This window comes from Streptococcus sp. 4155, assembly GCF_013276695.1.
In the GTDB taxonomy this organism is placed as follows: domain Bacteria; phylum Bacillota; class Bacilli; order Lactobacillales; family Streptococcaceae; genus Streptococcus; species Streptococcus pseudopneumoniae.
On sequence record NZ_VMLM01000043.1, the window covers coordinates 40911 to 61007 of the forward strand.

At 40.0% G+C, this 20097-nt stretch carries 15 protein-coding genes; 7 read left to right on the top strand and 8 right to left on the bottom strand.

Annotated elements, in window-relative coordinates:
* Window positions 1-90: 90 nt before the first annotated feature.
* From ileS to HT715_RS05835, 4 genes are all read left to right on the top strand, one after another.
* Window positions 91-2883: an isoleucine--tRNA ligase gene (gene ileS / locus HT715_RS05820; protein WP_172922859.1), complete on the top strand. Its 2793-nt coding sequence runs from the start codon at window positions 91-93 to the stop codon at window positions 2881-2883.
* Between the two features lie 145 nt (window positions 2884-3028).
* Entirely contained in the window at window positions 3029-3721 is a 693-nt protein-coding gene (locus HT715_RS05825) for a phosphoglycerate mutase (protein WP_054388025.1), read from the top strand.
* Between the two features lie 118 nt (window positions 3722-3839).
* On the top strand, window positions 3840-4541 hold the full coding sequence (locus tag HT715_RS05830; protein WP_054388026.1) for an ABC transporter ATP-binding protein: 702 nt from the start codon (window positions 3840-3842) through the stop codon (window positions 4539-4541).
* Window position 4542: 1 nt separating this feature from the next.
* Window positions 4543-7251, top strand: coding sequence for an ABC transporter permease (locus tag HT715_RS05835; RefSeq protein WP_054388027.1), 2709 nt, complete (start codon window positions 4543-4545; stop codon window positions 7249-7251).
* Between the two features lie 209 nt (window positions 7252-7460).
* Here the strand turns inward: HT715_RS05835 and tpx are convergent, their stop codons facing one another.
* The 7 genes from tpx to HT715_RS11900 form a co-directional block, all read right to left on the bottom strand.
* Window positions 7461-7952, bottom strand: a complete 492-nt coding sequence (tpx, locus tag HT715_RS05840; RefSeq protein ID WP_000256028.1) for a thiol peroxidase — start codon at window positions 7950-7952, stop codon at window positions 7461-7463.
* Window positions 7953-8074: 122 nt separating this feature from the next.
* Window positions 8075-9004, bottom strand: coding sequence for a metal ABC transporter substrate-binding lipoprotein/adhesin PsaA (gene psaA, locus HT715_RS05845; protein WP_054388028.1), 930 nt, complete (start codon window positions 9002-9004; stop codon window positions 8075-8077).
* Between the two features lie 34 nt (window positions 9005-9038).
* The gene (locus tag HT715_RS05850; protein WP_000559788.1) at window positions 9039-9887 is read right to left on the bottom strand and encodes a metal ABC transporter permease; all 849 of its coding nucleotides are present in this window, start codon (window positions 9885-9887) and stop codon (window positions 9039-9041) included.
* Window positions 9884-10606 (bottom strand): metal ABC transporter ATP-binding protein, encoded by a 723-nt coding sequence (locus HT715_RS05855; protein ID WP_000619142.1) that lies wholly within the window; start codon window positions 10604-10606, stop codon window positions 9884-9886. Before HT715_RS05855 ends, HT715_RS05850 begins: the two co-directional genes overlap by 4 nt.
* 728 nt (window positions 10607-11334) lie before the next feature.
* Window positions 11335-12270 (bottom strand): MFS transporter, encoded by a 936-nt coding sequence (locus HT715_RS05860; RefSeq protein ID WP_226372852.1) that lies wholly within the window; start codon window positions 12268-12270, stop codon window positions 11335-11337.
* A complete protein-coding gene (locus HT715_RS11895; RefSeq protein WP_338151876.1) occupies window positions 12263-13075 on the bottom strand; it encodes a ThiF family adenylyltransferase in 813 nt (270 codons plus the stop codon). The genes HT715_RS05860 and HT715_RS11895 overlap by 8 nt, the downstream gene beginning before the upstream one ends.
* Window positions 13024-13377: a hypothetical protein gene (locus tag HT715_RS11900; protein WP_023936003.1), complete on the bottom strand. Its 354-nt coding sequence runs from the start codon at window positions 13375-13377 to the stop codon at window positions 13024-13026. Before HT715_RS11900 ends, HT715_RS11895 begins: the two co-directional genes overlap by 52 nt.
* A gap of 389 nt (window positions 13378-13766) precedes the next feature.
* Between HT715_RS11900 and pepO the strand changes: the two genes are divergently transcribed.
* The 3 genes from pepO (at window position 13767) to HT715_RS05880 (ending at window position 19639) form a co-directional block, all read left to right on the top strand.
* Window positions 13767-15659: an endopeptidase PepO gene (gene pepO, locus HT715_RS05870; protein ID WP_054388039.1), complete on the top strand. Its 1893-nt coding sequence runs from the start codon at window positions 13767-13769 to the stop codon at window positions 15657-15659.
* Window positions 15660-15841: 182 nt separating this feature from the next.
* On the top strand, window positions 15842-16483 hold the full coding sequence (locus tag HT715_RS05875) for a recombinase family protein (protein WP_023933213.1): 642 nt from the start codon (window positions 15842-15844) through the stop codon (window positions 16481-16483).
* A 408-nt stretch (window positions 16484-16891) separates the two neighbouring features.
* Window positions 16892-19639, top strand: a complete 2748-nt coding sequence (locus HT715_RS05880; protein WP_054388029.1) for an LPXTG cell wall anchor domain-containing protein — start codon at window positions 16892-16894, stop codon at window positions 19637-19639.
* A 160-nt stretch (window positions 19640-19799) separates the two neighbouring features.
* On the opposite strand, the gene HT715_RS05885 is transcribed toward HT715_RS05880, so the two are convergent.
* Window positions 19800-20097 (bottom strand): hypothetical protein (locus tag HT715_RS05885; RefSeq protein WP_172922860.1); only part of this gene is annotated, 298 nt, incomplete at its 5' end.

A 20097-nucleotide genomic window follows, 5' to 3' on the forward strand; every position in this document is an offset into this window, starting at 1 on the left:
GATCTTTTTCCGAATAAAGGTGGTACCGCGATTTTCGTCCTTTTTGGCAGTCGTGGTTTTTAATTTGTTATTATTTATAAAGGAGATACCATGAAACTCAAAGATACCCTTAACCTTGGGAAAACAGCTTTCCCAATGCGTGCAGGCCTTCCGACCAAAGAGCCAGTTTGGCAAAAGGAATGGGAAGATGCAAAACTTTACCAACGTCGTCAAGAATTGAACCAAGGAAAACCTCATTTCACCTTGCATGATGGCCCTCCATACGCGAACGGAAATATCCACGTTGGACACGCTATGAACAAGATTTCAAAAGATATCATTGTTCGCTCAAAATCTATGTCAGGTTTTTACGCACCATTTATCCCAGGTTGGGATACTCATGGTCTGCCAATCGAGCAAGTTTTGGCAAAACAAGGTGTCAAACGTAAAGAAATGGACTTGGTTGAGTACTTGAAACTTTGCCGTGAATACGCTCTTTCTCAAGTAGATAAACAACGTGAAGACTTTAAACGTTTGGGTGTTTCTGGTGACTGGGAAAATCCATATGTGACTTTGACTCCTGATTATGAAGCAGCTCAAATCCGTGTATTTGGTGAGATGGCTAATAAAGGCTATATCTACCGTGGTGCAAAACCAGTTTACTGGTCATGGTCATCTGAGTCAGCCCTTGCCGAAGCGGAAATTGAATACCATGATTTGGTTTCAACTTCCCTTTACTATGCCAATAAGGTAAAAGATGGCAAAGGTGTTCTAGATACAGATACTTACATCGTTGTTTGGACAACTACTCCATTCACCATCACAGCTTCTCGTGGTTTGACGGTTGGAGCAGATATTGATTACGTTTTAGTTCAACCTGCTGGTGAAACTCGTAAGTTTGTCGTTGCTGCAGAATTATTGAATAGCTTGTCTGAGAAATTTGGTTGGGCTGATGTTCAAGTGTTGGCAACTTACCGTGGTCAAGAACTCAACCACATCGTAACAGAACACCCATGGGATACAGCTGTAGATGAATTGGTTATTCTTGGTGACCACGTTACCACTGACTCTGGTACTGGTATTGTCCATACAGCCCCTGGTTTTGGTGAGGACGACTACAATGTTGGTATTGCTAATGGTCTTGAAGTCGCAGTGACTGTTGATGAACGCGGTATCATGATGGGGAATGCTGGTCCTGAGTTTGAAGGCCAGTTCTACGACAAGGTTGTACCAACTGTTATTGAAAAACTCGGCAGCCTCCTTCTTGCCCAAGAAGAAATCTCTCACTCATACCCATTTGACTGGCGTACTAAGAAACCAATCATCTGGCGTGCAGTACCACAATGGTTTGCCTCAGTTTCTAAATTCCGCCAAGAAATCCTGGACGAAATTGAAAAAGTGAAATTCCACTCAGAATGGGGTAAAGTCCGTCTTTACAATATGATTCGTGACCGTGGCGACTGGGTTATCTCTCGTCAACGTGCTTGGGGTGTTCCACTTCCAATTTTCTACGCTGAAGATGGTACAGCGATCATGACTGCTGAAACGATTGAGCATGTAGCTCAACTCTTTGAAGTACACGGTTCAAGCATTTGGTGGGAACGTGATGCCAAAGACCTCTTGCCAGAAGGATTTACTCATCCAGGTTCACCAAACGGAGAGTTCAAAAAAGAAACTGACATCATGGACGTTTGGTTTGACTCAGGTTCATCATGGAATGGAGTGGTTGTAAACCGTCCTGAGTTGACTTACCCAGCAGACCTTTACCTAGAAGGTTCTGACCAATACCGTGGTTGGTTCAACTCTTCACTCATCACATCTGTTGCCAACCATGGCGTAGCACCTTACAAACAAATCTTGTCACAAGGTTTTGCCCTTGATGGTAAAGGTGAGAAGATGTCTAAATCTCTTGGAAATACCATTGCTCCAAGCGATGTTGAAAAACAATTTGGTGCTGAAATCTTGCGTCTCTGGGTAACAAGTGTTGACTCAAGCAATGACGTGCGTATTTCTATGGATATCTTGAGCCAAGTCTCTGAAACTTACCGTAAGATTCGTAACACCCTTCGTTTCTTGATTGCCAATACATCTGACTTTAACCCAATTCAAGATTCAGTAGCTTATGAAGAACTACGTTCAGTTGATAAGTACATGACGATTCGCTTTAACCAGCTTGTGAAAACGATTCGTGATGCTTATGCAAACTTTGAATTCTTGACAATCTACAAGGCCTTGGTGAACTTTATCAACGTTGATTTATCAGCCTTCTACCTTGATTTTGCTAAAGATGTTGTTTACATCGAAGGTGCCAAATCATTGGAACGCCGTCAAATGCAGACTGTCTTCTATGACATTCTTGTGAAAATCACCAAACTCTTGACACCAATCCTTCCTCACACTGCGGAAGAAATCTGGTCATACCTTGAGTTTGAAGCCGAAGACTTCGTCCAATTGTCAGAATTACCAGAAGCAGAGACATTTGCTAACCAAGAAGAAATCTTGGATACATGGGCAGCCTTCATGGACTTTCGTGGACAAGCACAAAAAGCCTTGGAAGAAGCTCGTAATGCAAAAGTTATCGGTAAATCACTTGAAGCACACTTGACAGTTTATCCAAATGAAGTTGTGAAAACTCTACTCGAAGCAGTAAACAGCAATGTAGCACAACTTTTGATCGTGTCTGAGTTGACCATCGCAGAAGGACCAGCTCCAGAAGCTGCCCTTAGCTTTGAAGATGTCGCCTTCACTGTTGAACGCGCTGCAGGCCAAGTATGTGACCGTTGCCGTCGCACCGACCCAACAACAGCAGAACGCACCTACCAGGCAGTCATCTGTGACCACTGTGCAAGCATCGTAGAAGAAAACTTTGCGGACGCAGTCGCAGAAGGATTTGAAGAGAAGTAAGGTTGTTGTCTGATACTAAGAAGGAAAAGGATTGCCAAACAGTCCTTTCCTTTTTGGTTTTGACTAGCTTTTTTGTGAAAAATTGTGTAGAATAGAATAGATAAACGAGGGGAAACCTCGGAAAATTTGAAGGAGAATCCATCTAATGGTAAAATTGGTTTTTGCTCGCCACGGTGAGTCTGAATGGAACAAAGCTAACCTTTTCACTGGTTGGGCTGATGTTGATTTGTCTGAAAAAGGTACACAACAAGCGATTGACGCTGGTAAATTGATCAAAGAAGCTGGTATCGAATTTGACCAAGCTTACACTTCAGTATTGAAACGTGCTATCAAAACAACGAACTTGGCTCTTGAAGCTTCTGACCAATTGTGGGTTCCAGTTGAAAAATCATGGCGCCTGAACGAACGTCACTACGGTGGTTTGACTGGTAAAAACAAAGCTGAAGCTGCTGAGCAATTTGGTGATGAGCAAGTTCACATCTGGCGTCGTTCATACGATGTATTGCCTCCAAACATGGACCGTGATGATGAGCATTCAGCTCACACTGATCGTCGTTACGCTTCACTTGACGATTCAGTTATTCCAGATGCTGAAAACTTGAAAGTGACTTTGGAACGTGCCCTTCCATTCTGGGAAGATAAAATCGCTCCAGCTCTTAAAGATGGTAAAAACGTATTCGTAGGAGCTCACGGTAACTCAATCCGTGCCCTTTTAAAACACATCAAAGGTTTGTCAGATGACGAGATCATGGACGTGGAAATCCCTAACTTCCCACCATTGGTATTCGAATTCGACGAAAAATTGAACGTAGTTTCTGAATACTACCTTGGAAAATAAAAAAATGTAAGTCTAGAATTGATTTCTAGGCTTTTTGTTTTTGTTCCCAGTTTCCAATGGCTTGAAAAAGCGATATAATGATAGTAGGAAGTAATTTGTTTAAGAGAGGGTGGCACTGATGGCTTATATTGAGATGAAACACTGTTACAAGCGTTATCAGGTTGGGGACACGGAGATTGTGGCCAATCGCGATGTGAATTTTGAAATTGAAAAGGGTGAATTGGTTATTATTCTAGGTGCATCTGGTGCAGGCAAGTCAACGGTTCTTAACCTTCTTGGGGGAATGGATACCAATGATGATGGGGAAATCTGGATAGATGGTGTTAATATTGCAGACTATAGTTCCCACCAGAGGACCAATTATCGTAGAAATGATGTTGGTTTTGTTTTTCAGTTTTATAATCTAGTTTCCAATTTGACTGCTAAGGAAAATGTGGAGTTGGCTTCTGAAATCGTGACAGATGCTTTGGATCCTGAGCAGGTCTTGACAGATGTAGGTCTGGCTCATCGTCTCAATAATTTCCCAGCTCAGCTGTCTGGAGGGGAGCAACAGCGAGTCTCCATTGCACGCGCGGTAGCCAAAAATCCTAAAATTCTCCTTTGTGACGAACCAACAGGCGCCTTGGATTATCAGACGGGCAAGCAAGTCTTGAAGATTCTCCAAGACATGTCTCGTCAAAAGGGGGCGACGGTGATTATCGTGACTCACAATGGAGCTTTGGCGCCCATTGCTGATCGCGTGATTCATATGCACGATGCCAGTGTCAAGGATGTGGTGATCAACCAGCATCCTCAGGATATCGACAGTTTGGAGTACTAGCATGATCAAGCGAAAAACCTATTGGAAGGACTTGATTCAGTCCTTCACAGGCTCCAAGGGACGTTTTTTATCCATCTTGACCTTGATGATGTTGGGTTCTTTAGCCCTAGTAGGCCTCAAAGTGACTAGCCCCAACATGGAGGCGACAGCTAATGCTTATTTAACAACTGCTCAAACCTTGGATTTGGCAGTTATGTCTAATTATGGTTTGGATCAAACAGATCAAGAAGAACTAGAACAGATAGAGGGCGCAGAGGTCGAGTTTGGCTATTTGACAGATGTGGCTATGGATAATGGGCAGGATGCCATTCGGCTGTATTCCAAACCAGAGCGAATTTCAACCTTTCAGCTAAGAGAAGGACGACTTCCTCAGTCAGACAAGGAAATCGCTTTGGCCAGTCATCTGCAGAGTCAATATAGTGTGGGCCAGGAGATTAGTTTTAAAGAAAAAGAAGAGGGTCATTCCTCTTTAAAAGACCATACTTATACCATTACTGGTTTTGTGGATTCAGCTGAAATCCTCTCCCAGCGAGATATGGGCTACGCAGGAAGTGGAAGTGGGACTCTGACAGCCTATGGGGTGATTTTACCTAGTCAGTTTGATCAGAAAGTCTACAATATAGCTCGTTTGAAATATCAAGATTTAGCAGGTTTAAATGCTTTTTCAGCAGCTTATGAAGAGAAATCCAAGCAACATCAGGAAGAGCTTGAACAAGCTTTGTCAGATAATGGCAAGGCACGTCTGCAAGTGTTGAAAAAAGAAGGGCAAGAGTCTCTCGATAAGGGGCAAGAGACCCTTGACAAGGCTGAGACTAATTTGCAGGAAGGCAAGCGTCGTTTAGCAGCTACTCAAGCTCGTATACAGGCTCAAGAAAGTCAACTAGCCTTGCTTCCTCAAGCCCAGAGAGAGCAGGCCAGTGCTCAACTTACCCAAGCCAAGCAGGAATTGAGCAAGGAAGAGGATAGGCTAAAGCAGGCTGAACAAAATCTAGACCAAGAAAAGGAAAAATTAGAAAAACATCAGCAAGTCTTGGATGATTTGGTGGAGCCAAGGTATCAGGTCTATAATCGTCAGACCATGCCAGGTGGTCAGGGCTATCTCATGTATAGCAATGCTTCATCCAGTATTCGAGCAGTGGGCAATATCTTTCCTGTGGTGCTTTATGCCGTAGCAGCCATGGTGACCTTTACGACCATGACTCGCTTTGTGGATGAAGAGCGAACTCATGCAGGGATTTTTAAGGCCTTGGGCTATCGTAGTAAGGATATTATCGCCAAGTTTCTTCTCTACGGTCTAGTAGCTGGGACTGTCGGAACGGCTCTAGGTAGTATACTTGGCCATTATTTACTAGCCAGTGTGATTTCAAGTGTCATTACAAAAGGAATGGTGGTGGGAGAAACCCAGATTCAGTTCTATTGGACCTATAGCTTACTGGCTCTTGTCTTGAGCTGGTTGGCTAGTGTTCTACCAGCCTACTTGGTAGCTCGTAGGGAACTTCATGATGAAGCAGCCCAGCTTTTACTGCCTAAACCTCCTGTCAAAGGAGCTAAAATCTTACTGGAGCGCATCGGTTTTATTTGGCGTCGTCTCAGTTTTACCCATAAGGTAACAGCTCGCAATATCTTTCGTTATAAGCAACGGATGTTGATGACAATCTTTGGTGTGGCAGGTTCTGTAGCTCTGCTCTTTGCAGGTTTGGGAATCCAATCCTCTGTAGCAGGAGTTCCGTCTAGACAGTTTCAACAAATCCAACAGTATCAGATGATTGTCTCTGAAAATCCTAGTGCGACCAATCAGGACAAGGCAGAGTTAGAAGAAGTGTTGAAAGGGCAGGATATTCAAGACTACCAGAAAATTTATTCTAAGACGCTAGACAAGGATTTCAAAGGTAAGGCAGGTCTTCAAACAATTACCCTTATGATGACTGATAAGGAAGATTTGACTCCCTTTATTTATCTGCAAAATCATCAGCAGGAGCTGACATTAAAAACTGGGGTCGTTATCACGGATAAACTCTCCCAGCTGGCAGGTGTCAAGGTTGGGCAGACTTTAGAAATTGAAGGTAAGGAGCTAAAGGTCGCTGCCATTGCTGAGAACTACGTTGGTCATTTTATTTATATGAGTCAGGCTAGCTATGAGCAAATTTACGGACAGCTACCCCAAGCCAACACTTATTTGGTCTCGTTAAGAGATACCAGTGCTACTAGTATCGAAAGACAGGCAGGCTTACTTATGAATCAAGCTGCGGTGTCCAGTGTTGTCCAAAATGCTTCAGCCATTCGCCTCTTTGACTCCGTCGCTAGCTCACTCAATCAGACCATGACCATCTTGGTCATCGTGTCGGTTCTGTTGGCTATTGTTATCCTCTACAATTTGACCAATATCAACGTAGCTGAAAGAATCCGTGAACTCTCCACTATCAAGGTTCTCGGTTTTCATAATAATGAAGTCACTCTCTACATTTACCGTGAGACGATTGTGCTGTCCCTTGTTGGAATCGTCCTTGGTCTGGTATCTGGTTTCTATTTACACCAATTTTTGATTCAAATGATTTCACCAGCGACTATTCTCTTTTATCCACAGGTAGGCTGGGAAGTCTATGTAATCTCAGTGGCAGCAGTAAGTATCATTTTGACCTTGCTTGGTTTCTTTGTTAATCATCATTTGAGAAAGGTTGATATGTTAGAAGCCTTGAAATCTGTAGAGTAATACTCAATGAAAATCAAAGAGCAAACTAGGAAGCTAGTCGTAGGTTGCTCAAAGCACCGCTTTGAGGTTGCAGATAAAGCTGACGTGGTTTGAAGAGATTTTCGAAGAGTATAAGGTGGTTGTTTTTAGCTGATTGAACTTCTATTTACTAATATTCAAAAATCCTCTGTCACAAAGAGCAGGGAGCTCTTTGTGACAGAGGATTTTTTCTATAGGGCTTTAGCAGCTGCAATTGCGGCTTCGAAGTTTGGCTCAGAATTGATATTATCCACGTATTCAACGTAGCGAATCGTATTGTCAGTATCGAGGACAAAGACTGCGCGTGCTAATAGGTGCCATTCGTTGATCAAGAGGGCATAATCGCGCCCGAAAGAATGGTCAAAGTAGTCTGAAAGCATAATGGCATTGTCAAGGCCTTCAGCACCGCACCAACGTTTTTGAGCAAAAGGTAGGTCCATTGAAACAGTCAATACGACCGTGTTGTCCAGTCCAGCCAATTCTTCATTAAAACGACGTGTTTGAGTTGAGCAGATACCTGTATCGATAGAAGGAACGACACTCAAGACTTTTTTCTTGCCATCAAAATCAGCCAGAGATTTTTTAGAAAGATCTGTTGTAGTAAGAGAAAAATCAAGCGCCTTGTCGCCGACTTGTAGTTGTTTACCTGTAAAGCTCACAGGATTTCCGAGAAAAGTTACCATAGGATACTCCAATCTTTTTTCTTCCATTGTATCTAAAACAGTCAGAATTTTCCAATGATTTGACCGGAAATGTGTGCATAGAAAAAACGCCAGCTCACATGAGAATGACGTTTTTCAGAGGCTTATTTTGCCAATCCTTCAGCAATCTTGTCAAGGTTGTATTTCATCATGTTGTAGTAGCTGTCGCCTTCTTTACCTTCTTCTGCGATAGAGTCAGTAAAGATTTGTGCGTAGATTGGGATGTTTGTGTCTTGAGAAACAGTTTTCATTGGACGGTCATCCACACTTGATTCTACAAAGAGTGATGGAACTTTTGTTTGGCGAAGTTTTTCAACCAAGGTCTTGATTTGTTCAGGAGTTCCTTCTTCTTCAGTATTGATTTCCCAGATGTAGGCACTTGGGACACCATAGGCTTTAGAGAAGTATTTGAATGCTCCTTCGCTGGTTACAATGAGTTTCTTTTCAGCAGGGATCTTATTAAATTTATCCTTACTTTCTTTATCAAGTTTGTCTAACTTATCAGTATATTCTTTGAGATTTTTTTCATAGAATTCTTTATTGTTAGGGTCTTTGGCGCTCAATTGTTTGGCGATATTTTTAGCAAAAATAATACCGTTTTCAAGGTTAAGCCAAGCGTGTGGGTCTTCTTTTCCTTTTTCATTTTGACCTTCAAGGTAGATAACATCAACGCCGTCGCTGACTGCGAAGTAGTCTTTGTTTTCAGTTTTCTTGGCATTTTCTACCAATTTTGTAAACCAAGCATTGCCACCTGTTTCAAGGTTGATACCGTTATAGAAAATCAAATCAGCCTCAGAAGTTTTCTTAACGTCTTCAGGAAGTGGTTCGTATTCGTGTGGGTCTTGCCCAATCGGAACGATACTGTGAAGATCAATCTTGTCACCAGCAATATTTTTAGTAATATCAGCAATGATTGAGTTTGTAGCAACAACTTTTAGTTTTTGACCAGAAGCTGTATCTTTTTTTCCGCTAGCACATGCTACAAGAGCAATGACGGAAAGAAAGAGAACGAGTAATGTACCTAATTTTTTCATTAGATCCTCCAATTTATTATTGGGGCTTTGCCCCTTATTTTAACAAATGTTTATTTTTTAGTTTCAAATATCGTTGTTTTGGAGCGATAAAGAAGCTAATGAGAAAGAAACTAGCGGCTGTAAGCACGATACTAGAACCTGCCGCAACGTTAAAGCTATAGCCGATAAAGAGCCCCAAAACTGAAGCTGTCGCTCCAAAGGTTGAAGATAGGAAAATCATACTTTTCAGGCTATTAGCATAGAGATAAGCAGTCGCGGCTGGGGTAATCAGCATGGCTACAATCAGGATAGTTCCGACACTTTGCATGGCTGTCACAGACACGAGAGTCAAGAGTACCATGAGAAGGTAGTGATAGAAATTGACAGGCATTCCCATGGCTTTAGCCAAGAGTTCATCAAAGGAAGTTATCAAGAGTTGCTTGAAGAAAATCCAGATTAACAAGAGAATGGCTGCACCAACACCCATAGTAATAAGCATATCCGTATCTTGGACGGCTAGGATATTACCAAAAAGGATATGGAAAAGGTCAGTTGAACTTTTAGCGACACTAATCAAGATGATACCGAGGGCTAAGAAAGAAGAAAAGGTAATGCCGATGGCGGTATCGCTTTTGATAATCGAGTTTCCCTTGATGTAGGTAATGATGATGGCAGCTAGCAATCCAAAGACAATGGCTCCGATAAAGAAGTCAAGGCCCAAGATGAAGGAGAGGGCTACACCTGGTAAGACAGCATGTGAAATGGCATCTCCCATGAGTGACATCCCGCGTAGAATGATGAAACATCCCACAGCTCCAGCTACGACCCCGACGACAATAGCTGTTATCAAGGCATTTTGTAGGAAATGGAATTTTTGCAATCCATCGATAAATTCTGCAATCATAGGTCACCTCCATTGAAAAAGAGTCGATTACCGTAAGCTTCTTTGAGATTGGTTTCGGTAAAGGTTTCTTTGGTTGGACCAAAGGCAATCACTTCTCGATTGACAAGCAAGACTTGATCGAAGTAGTGGGGAACCTTGCTGAGGTCGTGGTGGACGATGAGAACCGTCTTCCCAGCTTTTTTCAGATCTCTCAGCGTATTCATGATGATTTCCTCACTGACAGAGTCAATCCCAACAAAGGGTTCATCCAAGAGGATATAGTCGGCTTCCTGCACCAAACATCTGGCAATCAAGACCCGCTGGAATTGACCTCCAGACAGTTGACTGATTTGCCGTTCAGCGTAGTCAGCTAGACCGACGATTTCAAGGGCTTCTTTCACTTTCTTCCAATGTTTAGCCTTTAAACTTCGAAAGAGAGGGATAGAGGGAAAGAGTCCTAACGAGACGCATTCCTTGACCTTGATGGGAAAGTTGTAGTCGATATTGATTTTTTGTTCGACATAGGCAATTCGGTGTAAGGATTTTTTAACTTCCTTGTCATCGAGAAATGCCTGACCTTGATGTGGGATAATTCCCAGCATACCTTTTAATAGTGTTGATTTCCCAGCGCCGTTTGGACCAATGATGCCGGTAATTGTTGGTCCATGGAGCACTAGTGAAATATCCTTAAGTGCCAACGTTTCTTTGTAGGAGACACTGAGATTTTCGATACGTATCATAAACTTATATTCCTCCTGTCTCTTAATATACATTAAAAAAAAAATTAAGTCAAGTTAATTTTTGAAAAAATTAAAATAAGTCATTAAAAAATCTTTACACATCACACAAGGGAATCAATATATAGTGGATTGAATCTGGAATAGTCCACCGAGTTTTTTAAAACATTGTTAGAAATTCAAAGTAAATTATAAAAATGCCTTAGAAGCAGCATTGTACTACTCCAGCTCCAACTAACTCTATTTTGCTATATATTTAGTAGGAGGTCTAATAAAACGCATAATCTCAAGGTTTATACACCTGATATTATGCGTTTTTATGATTTTAAAGATTCTTTAATTAGATTTACTATCTGTACTTCAAAAAGTGTTTTAATCTATCCATGGATAACCCCTTAGTTTACCCTTTGATTTTTGTTGAGTATGAGCGATTCTTTGATGAATTATTTTGAATCAGTATATCACACTTTAAACATCAATAGTTTTTACTTTTGGTTAATGGACTAAAGTAACTAAATCCCCCTGCAAGAAATCTTATAGTACCTGCTAATATTAGAATACTTATGATAGTTAAGTTATGTGAAACAAGTATCCCTCCAAGGTATGCTCCTAAGGGGATAGAAGCAAATGAGATCATTCTAGTAATACTAACAACACGTCCCAACATTTCTTTTTTGACAACTTTTTGTCGTAACGTAAAATATGTAATGGCATTGATATTGCCAAACATATTACTCAAACCTAAAAATACTCCCATATATATAGTTTGTGTTAATTGATAGCAACATAGTAGATAGACCAGCTAGCATTGTACTGATGGAGAGGATTTTTCCATATCTAAACTTTTTAATTAATTCAGGGGCAAGAATAGCACCTAATATAGCTCCTACACCAGCTATTGAGAGTATTAATCCATAGTGAAAGGAGGTATAGCCTAGAACATCTGTAATATAGTAAACTAAGTTGGCCTGAAATATATGAATACCAAAGTTTGTTCCAAAAAAAAGAATAGCTCCACTTAGGATGATTTTATCATTTTTTACATAGTGCAAACCAATAGATATTGTTTTAGAAAGACTCTCTTTTTTAGAGATATTTACTAGTGTATTTTCTGGAGTTTTTATGCAGAGAATTAATAGGCTGGCAATTAAAAAGGTAAGAGCATTGACCCATAAAACTTTAGCTGGATTAATAAGTAATAGAACAGAACCACTAATCATAGGACCAATAAGATTTAATGTATTGTCAATAAGTTGGATTCCTGAATTGGCTTTTGATAGCTGATTGTCTGTTACAATCTGTGGTAACAAGCTTTGAAATGCTGGGTGGACTAATGGCTCTGTAGAGGAGAGCAGGAAGGTTAAAATATAAATTAAGAGTAAGAGTATATTATCATTTTTAAAAGATATTATTAGCAAACTTAGAATGACTAATGAGATTAAATGACATATTGAAATGATATATACTTTTTTGAATTTATCTGCTAATATACCTCCTACTAGAGAAAATAAAATCCATGGTAAAAATGAAATACCGTATAGAGTAGCCATATGAAATGGAGATCCTGTTTTCTCAAATACTAGCAAAGGTAGAGCTAATTTTCTTAGCCAATCACCAAAGTTGGATACAAGAAATGTTAGCCACAATATTTTGTAATTTCTATTCAATAATATTACCTCCACGACAGGTTATACAATTGGGATCTATATGCCAATGCTCGGCTATTTTTGTAGTCATTGTATTCATATCTATAGATTTTAATTGGCCTACAGTAGTTAATTCACCGATACCAGTGATATATTTTGTAACTTCTGAACAAATGATACCAGTTGCTACAGATACTAGAGGAGCTATGGCAGTATTGTCACCAACTAAGTTTAAACGAGTTCTTTCTTCAAGGATTAGGTGAGAAATAGGGTGTTCTTTTTGGATAGTATTTCTCCAACAATCTATGCATCCAGATATTTTGGGGATAATAGTATATTGCAGGGCTCGTTGCGCTTCTAAACCTGCACAAAATAAAGGAATATTCAGCTTTACTATAGCTTCATTTACCCATCTTGCTAGTTTGATTTTAGGTCTATCCGCAACTAGTATTAAGCAGTCGAATCCTCGGAATGATTCAACAACATCTTCAGATGAATTGATTTTCTTTTCCTCAACAGTAAATTTTATTTGAGGATTAAATTCATAGATGCGTTGTTTTGCTATACTTGCTTTACTCTTTCCTATATCATCAAAGTTATATAAAATTTGTCTATTTAAATTAGATATATCAACGACATCAAATTCAACAGCTTTTATTTCTCCTATACCTAAGCCAGCTAAGTCATATATAATGTGAGATCCTAATCCGCCTAATCCAATAATTCCAATTTTTGAATCAATTAATTTTTTTTGAGAAATATATTTATTTTCACTTAAAGTTGCGTAAGATGAAAAAAGTTGATGTTTCTGTGATAACGTTCTAATTCATACTTGAATAATATTTTAGAACCAGTAAGATTTAAATCCTCGATAAATCGTTCTTTACTGATTTCATCAATAGCTTCCATTACATCAGATGGTGATAGTTCACTGTAGGTTTCTGAAACTTCTCTTATGATTTTTTCGACAGTATTAATTCCATCCATTTTTTTGAGCATGTATTCAATAGCTCCGCTAGGGTCTTCATGTTCTGTAATTTCTCCAAACCCACCTATATAGACCGATCCGTCTTTATATACTACTGGGTAAGCCTTTTTTAGTTTTGGACGAGCTTTTAGTAGATCCATTATATCTCCTTATATCAATTAAAAGAAAAGGTAACTAGAGAAAGTCTAGTTACCAGCCTCGGTGAAGAAAGTATTACTATCCTTTACTGCACTGCCTTTACTGCACTGCGATTCCTGCAATACTTACAGAATGAACACGTTTTTGCTTAAGCATAAAATCTACCTCCTAATATTTAAATTTCAAGTAGCAAAGCTATGAGATAGATAGAATTTTATCATTTTATATATTTTTTGTCAATTCATTTTTCAGACAATTAATTTTTTTGTGAATTTTTAAAAAATTTGAAATAATAACTGAAAAATGATAGAAAAGGAAAGTTCATTTTTAATTGCATTCCCTAGTGATTTTTGTTAAGATAAAGACAAATACAAATGAAAGCGAGAACAAGATGACACGTTATCAAGATGATTTTTATGATGCTATCAATGGAGAATGGCAACAGACAGCTGAAATCCCAGCAGATAAGTCTCAAACAGGAGGTTTTGTTGATTTAGATCAGGAAATTGAAGACTTGATGCTGGCGACAACAGACAAGTGGTTAGCAGGTGAAGAGGTGCCTGAGGATGCTATCTTGGCAAACTTTGTCAAATACCACCGCCTAGTTCGTGATTTTGACAAGAGAGAAGCTGACGGTATCACACCTGTCTTACCACTCCTTAAAGAATTCCAAGAGTTGGAGACTTTTGCGGATTTTACAGCTAAACTAGCAGAGTTTGAGCTTGCAGGAAAACCAAACTTCCTTCCTTTTGGTGTATCGCCAGACTTTATGGATGCTAGAATCAATGTTCTATGGGCTAGCGCTCCAAGCACAATCTTGCCAGATACGACCTACTATGCAGAAGAACATCCTCAGCGCGAAGAGCTCTTGACTCTTTGGAAAGAAAGCAGCGCAAATCTCCTCAAGGCTTATGATTTCTCTGATGAAGAAATTGAAGACTTGCTAGAAAAAAGACTTGAATTGGACCGTCGAGTTGCGGCAGTGGTGCTCTCTAATGAAGAAAGTTCAGAATATGCCAAGCTTTACCATCCATATTCTTACGAAGATTTCAAGAAATTCGCGCCTGCCCTACCTTTGAATGACTTCTTCCAAGCTGTTCTTGGACAAGTACCAGACAAGGTTATTGTAGACGAGGAACGTTTCTGGCAAGCAGCAGATCAATTCTATAGTGAAGAGGCATGGCCTCTTCTCAAGGCAACCTTGATTTTGAGTGTTGTCAATCTTTCAACCAGCTATTTAACAGAAGAAATCCGTGTCTTGTCAGGTGCCTATAGCCGTGCGCTTTCAGGAGTTCCAGAAGCCAAAGACAAGGTCAAGGCAGCCTACCAGCTAGCACAAGGTCCATTCAAACAAGCTTTAGGCCTATGGTATGCCCATGAAAAATTCTCTCCAGAAGCTAAGGCAGATGTGGAGAAAAAAGTGGCAACTATGATTGATGTCTATAAGGAACGCTTGGCTAAAAATGACTGGCTGACTCCTGAAACTCGTGACAAGGCCATCGTCAAACTCAATGTTATCAAGCCTTATATCGGTTACCCAGAAGAATTGCCAGAACGCTACAAGGATAAGGTAGTGGATGAAAATGCTAGCCTTTTTGACAATGCTCTAGTCTTTGCGCGTGTGGAAATCAAACACAGTTGGAGCAAGTGGAACCAGCCTGTAGACTACAAGGAGTGGGGCATGCCTGCTCATATGGTCAATGCTTACTACAATCCACAGAAGAACCTAATTGTCTTTCCAGCAGCTATTTTACAGGCTCCTTTCTATGACTTGCATCAGTCATCTTCTGCTAATTACGGTGGGATTGGTGCAGTTATTGCCCATGAAATTTCTCACGCCTTTGATACCAACGGAGCTTCCTTCGATGAAAATGGTAGCCTCAAGGATTGGTGGACAGAGAGCGACTATGCTGCCTTCAAAGAGAAAACACAAAAAGTCATTGACCAATTTGATGGACAGGATTCTTATGGAGCAACCATCAACGGTAAATTGACTGTGTCAGAAAATGTGGCTGACTTGGGAGGAATCGCAGCAGCGCTTGAAGCAGCTAAGAGAGAAGCAGACTTCTCAGCAGAAGAATTCTTCTACAACTTCGGTCGCATCTGGCGCATGAAAGGTCGTCCAGAATTTATGAAACTTTTGGCTAGCGTCGATGTGCACGCACCAGCCAAACTCCGTGTCAATGTGCAAGTACCAAACTTCGACGATTTCTTTACAACCTATGATGTCAAAGAAGGTGACGGAATGTGGCGTTCACCAGAAGAGCGCGTGATTATTTGGTAATACAAAGAGACAAGTAAAACTCCTATAATTACACCTTCCCTATCTATGTACACCCTAAAAAGTTAGATAGAATAATCTAGCTTTTGGGGTGTAGTTCATAGGGATTATGAAATTGAAGTCTTTTCTTATTTTAAAATTCATAGTAAAATATCCCTCTGTATCAAGATAACAGGAGGATTTTTATGTCTCAAAAGACTATCAACATAGGCTACGCCCGTGTATCTACTCATAAGCAAGACCTAGGATTGAAAGTGCAAATCGAAGCTCTCAAACATTGCGATAAACTTTTTATAGAAAAGGAATCTGGTGCAAATAACACTCGTCCTGAACTTACAAAAGCCTTAAAACTGGCCTCTGACTTTTCGAAAGATGGCAAGCAGGTTACTTTCACTATCTATAAGTTAGATAGACTGACTCGATCTATGTTTAAGCTACTAGAACTTATTGAACAATTTAATGAATATCATATTCAGCTAGTCAGTTTGCATGAAAAACTAGAAACAGACTCTCTTATTGGCAGGTTACTTTGCGTCATTTTAGGCTTTGTGGCAGAAAATGAGCTGGAAAATCTGAGGTTTCGCACAAAAGAAGGACTTCGAAAAGCTAAGGAAAATGGTGTTAGATTAGGAGCAAAACGGATTTCAAAAGAAAAGGAGGAGCGGATACTTAACAAATATCTACATTCAAATATAAGCATACGTAATATTGCAAAAGCTGAACAAATTTCTACATCAACCCTATATAAAGTGTTAGAACGCAATAAAGTGGCGAACAATCGTCAAAAAAAACGGAAAATCATTGCTAAAAATAGGGAAAAATGGTAGAATGAAGCTGTAAATTTGTTTCGATTAACGACCGTTTGATGAAACAGTCAAAACAACAATATGAATATTTAAAAAATACGAGTTTAACAGTGTTTTTAACCTGTATTAGACTGGTATTTTTTGTGTATCGTTTAACGGTCGTTACGCGATACACTTAGTTCCCTATCTCTAAAGTAGTTAGCGAGCTTATGGTAACAAAAAATTTAAAAATTATTAAGATATGTAATAGTGTAATAGCTGTATTGTTCAGTTAATGGATAAAGGTTCATTTAAGGCTTCTATCAAGAACATTAAATGTTTAGAGAATGAGTTGGCTCAAAATTTTGCTTTTGTGGTCTTGAAAGGAAGTTGATTTTGTTATTTTATAAGCCTAAAAAGGCAATTATACATTCCCAAGGAGGAAAAATTATGAATAAACTAACTAAACTAGGTATTGTCACTTTCTCTGCTGTAACTCTTAGTGCTGCCGTGCCAACTTTGGTGCGTGCCGAGGAAAACGTTGCGCCGCAGCCAAATGTTGCTGCTAAACCTAATGTTGCTCAACCAACACCTGCACCAAAACCTAATGGTAGCTGGGTTGATTTCAGTATGCTCGACCCAATCGCTAAGCCAAAGCCAGGCAAAGAAGTTTCGAAACCTGCTGAAAAGCCGGTAGAAGAGCCCGCGCCTGTCGAAAAACCTTCGACCGAGGGCAACATTCTCGCAAACGGAACAGATGAGGCTATCGCAGAGGACAAGAAAAATGCTGAGATCGAGAAAAAATACAACGTCGATCCAACCAATCAGCTACCTGAGCCAGGTCTACCAATCATAACGCCTGAACCAGAACAACCTATAACAGATTCTGAAGAGATGAAGAAGATGGTGGCGGAAGATTTGGCATACAAAGCTGGCGCAGTCATGTCTATGACTAAAGAAGAGAACGACAAGATTGTATCTGAAGCAAATCAAAAGCTTTACGCTCTTTCTGGAATAGATGCTGATAAACTTCTAAACACGCCAATTCCCGGAACAAATGGGCAAGGCTTTCCTACTTTAGCAGACTGGACTTATCGAGAATACAAAGTCCAAGCAGATTTCTTGGATGCTGATCGTGTCCAAAAATATGGATACACTACTGAATCCAGGATTGATAGTCCAGAACACGCAACAGTTAGATCATTACGGTTCGATACCGATAAAGATGATGCAGATGGAATACTAACAGCAAAAAAATTCTCCGACTACACTTTTAGCCACGTCGTAAAATCAGCTGCAGATCATCCAGATATCGACCCAGATCCAAAAGTTGTCAGAGTCAGTTATGATGCAGCTTATGCTTTGCGTGGTTCTGGCTACAAAAATGGTAAAGGAGATAATCTTTTTCGCTACTATTTTGTTTACACTAAAAATAAACCAGTAGAAGAAAAACCGAAAGATCCGCAACCAGCGGAAACGGAAAAACCTGCTGAAATTTCGAAACCAGCGGAGACAGTTGAACCAACTGTGCAGCCGAAACCAGCTGAGAACAAGCCGGTTGAAAATAAACCAGCTGAAACACCCGTTCCATCTCCAAAACCAGCAGAAAACCCTCAACCAGAGGTTAAACCAGTGGAGCAACCACAACCTGCTAAACCAGTGGAACTAGCTAAAAATGCTGGATTGCCAAAGGTTCCTTATCGAACCAACCAGCCAAAACGTTGGTTTAATAACGGAACAGGTCGCCCTACTCTAACAACAAACGACCTTGCTGCTCCACTTCCTGCTGAGAATGTAGAAAAAACATCTTACGGTTGGTGGACAGCTGAACCAGACTTGCTTCATGCAGGATCTCATATAAAAGTAAATACTTTTAATTCGAATTTCAATAATCCGATGTTCGAAAACGGTAAAGAGATAAAATTTAAAGGTAGCGGATTTGGAGATATGGATAGTAGGTTTAAACCTGCTCTTGTTCGAGTAAAAGTTCCAGAGTTGGAAGGAATGAACTACGAAGCTTATACAATCTTCTATGAAGTTCCTAATAAAAATGGAAATCCAACTTACGGAACAAATCGAACTCTCCAAGGTGGTGGCATCTCTTTAACTATCAAATCAAAAGAGAAGAAAGAAGATATTCAGGTTTATACATTAACTAAGGATAGAAAACTGGAAGAACTCTATTATCCAGGATTCCCAAGTGAAGAAACAAATCGCTATGATGAGAAAACTAAAACTCATTCATACAATCTATTTGGTGAGACCTACGATACTTACGTTTTCTTGTTTAAGAACCCTGCTGAAAAACCAGCTGAGCAAGTAAAACCTGAAGTTAAGCCAAGTGAACAACCTAAGCCAGACAAGCAGCCAAGTGTTCCTACTGTTCCAGCTGATCAACCACAACCTGCTAAGCCAGAGAAACCAGCAGAAAAGCCAAGCGAGAAACCTGTAGTTCCTGACACACCAAAACCAGTTGCACCAGCTGTTCCAGATCAACCACAACCTGCTAAGCCAGAGAAACCAGCAGAACAACCTGTGAATCCAGTTGCTCCAGTAACACCGACAACTCCTGTAACGCCTACGCTTAACCCAGCCATCCCAAACAATACTCGTGTTCTTTCGAACAAAGCTGGAAGCGTTCAAGTGCATGGTTCAGAAGCAACACTCAAAAATGTCAGCTATATCAAGGTAGAAGAAACCAAGCCGACTTCACTTGAATCAAAAGACTACAAGGCCTTTGACATTCATCTGTATGACGCGAATGGTAAGGCTATCCAGCCAAATGGCATGGTTCTAGTAAGTCTTTCTGCTGATAAGCCAGTTGAAAATGTTTACTATGTTGCTCCAGATGGTACTTTACAGGCATTGAAGTTCAAACAAGATACAGATAAGGTTACTTTTGAAACCAATCACTTCAGTATCTATGCTATGACTTTCAAAGTTGCCGCAAGCCGCAATAACGGAGGTAGTACAACTCCTGTTCCAGTTGTAAATAGTAGTAATACTGAACAAAAAGGAAATGACGCAAGTAGTACAAAAACTCAAGCTGAGTCGTTAGCAACTAAGACTGAAACTATTTCGAAACAAGTAGCTAAGACTTTGCCAAATACTGGAGAAAATCACTCAATTCTCGCCACCCTATTTGGAATGTTAACTCTAACTGCTGGATTATTTAGCTTTCGTAAGGAGTCAGAATAACTCCAATTCATAGTTTATCTATCAAATATTTTAGACTGTGAAAAAATCAATTTGAGGAGATGATTTAGAAAATCTTTTCATGATAAAACGCATAGTATCAAACTTTTCTACATCTGATATTATGCGTTTTTTATAATTCTAATACTCTTCGAAAATCTCTTCAAACCACGTCAGCTTCGCCTTGCCGTAGATATATGTTACTGACTTCGTCAGTTCTATCTACAACCTCAAAACGGTGTTTTGAGCTGACTTCGTCAGTTCTATCCACAACCTCAAAACAGTGTTTTGAGCTGACTTCGTCAGTTTTATCTACAACCTCAAAACTGTGTTTTGAGCTGACTTCGTCAGTTCTATCCACAACCTCAAAACAGTGTTTTGAGCTGACTTCGTCAGTTCTATCCACAACCTCAAAACAGTGTTTTGAGCTGACTTCGTCAGTTTTATCTACAACCTCAAAG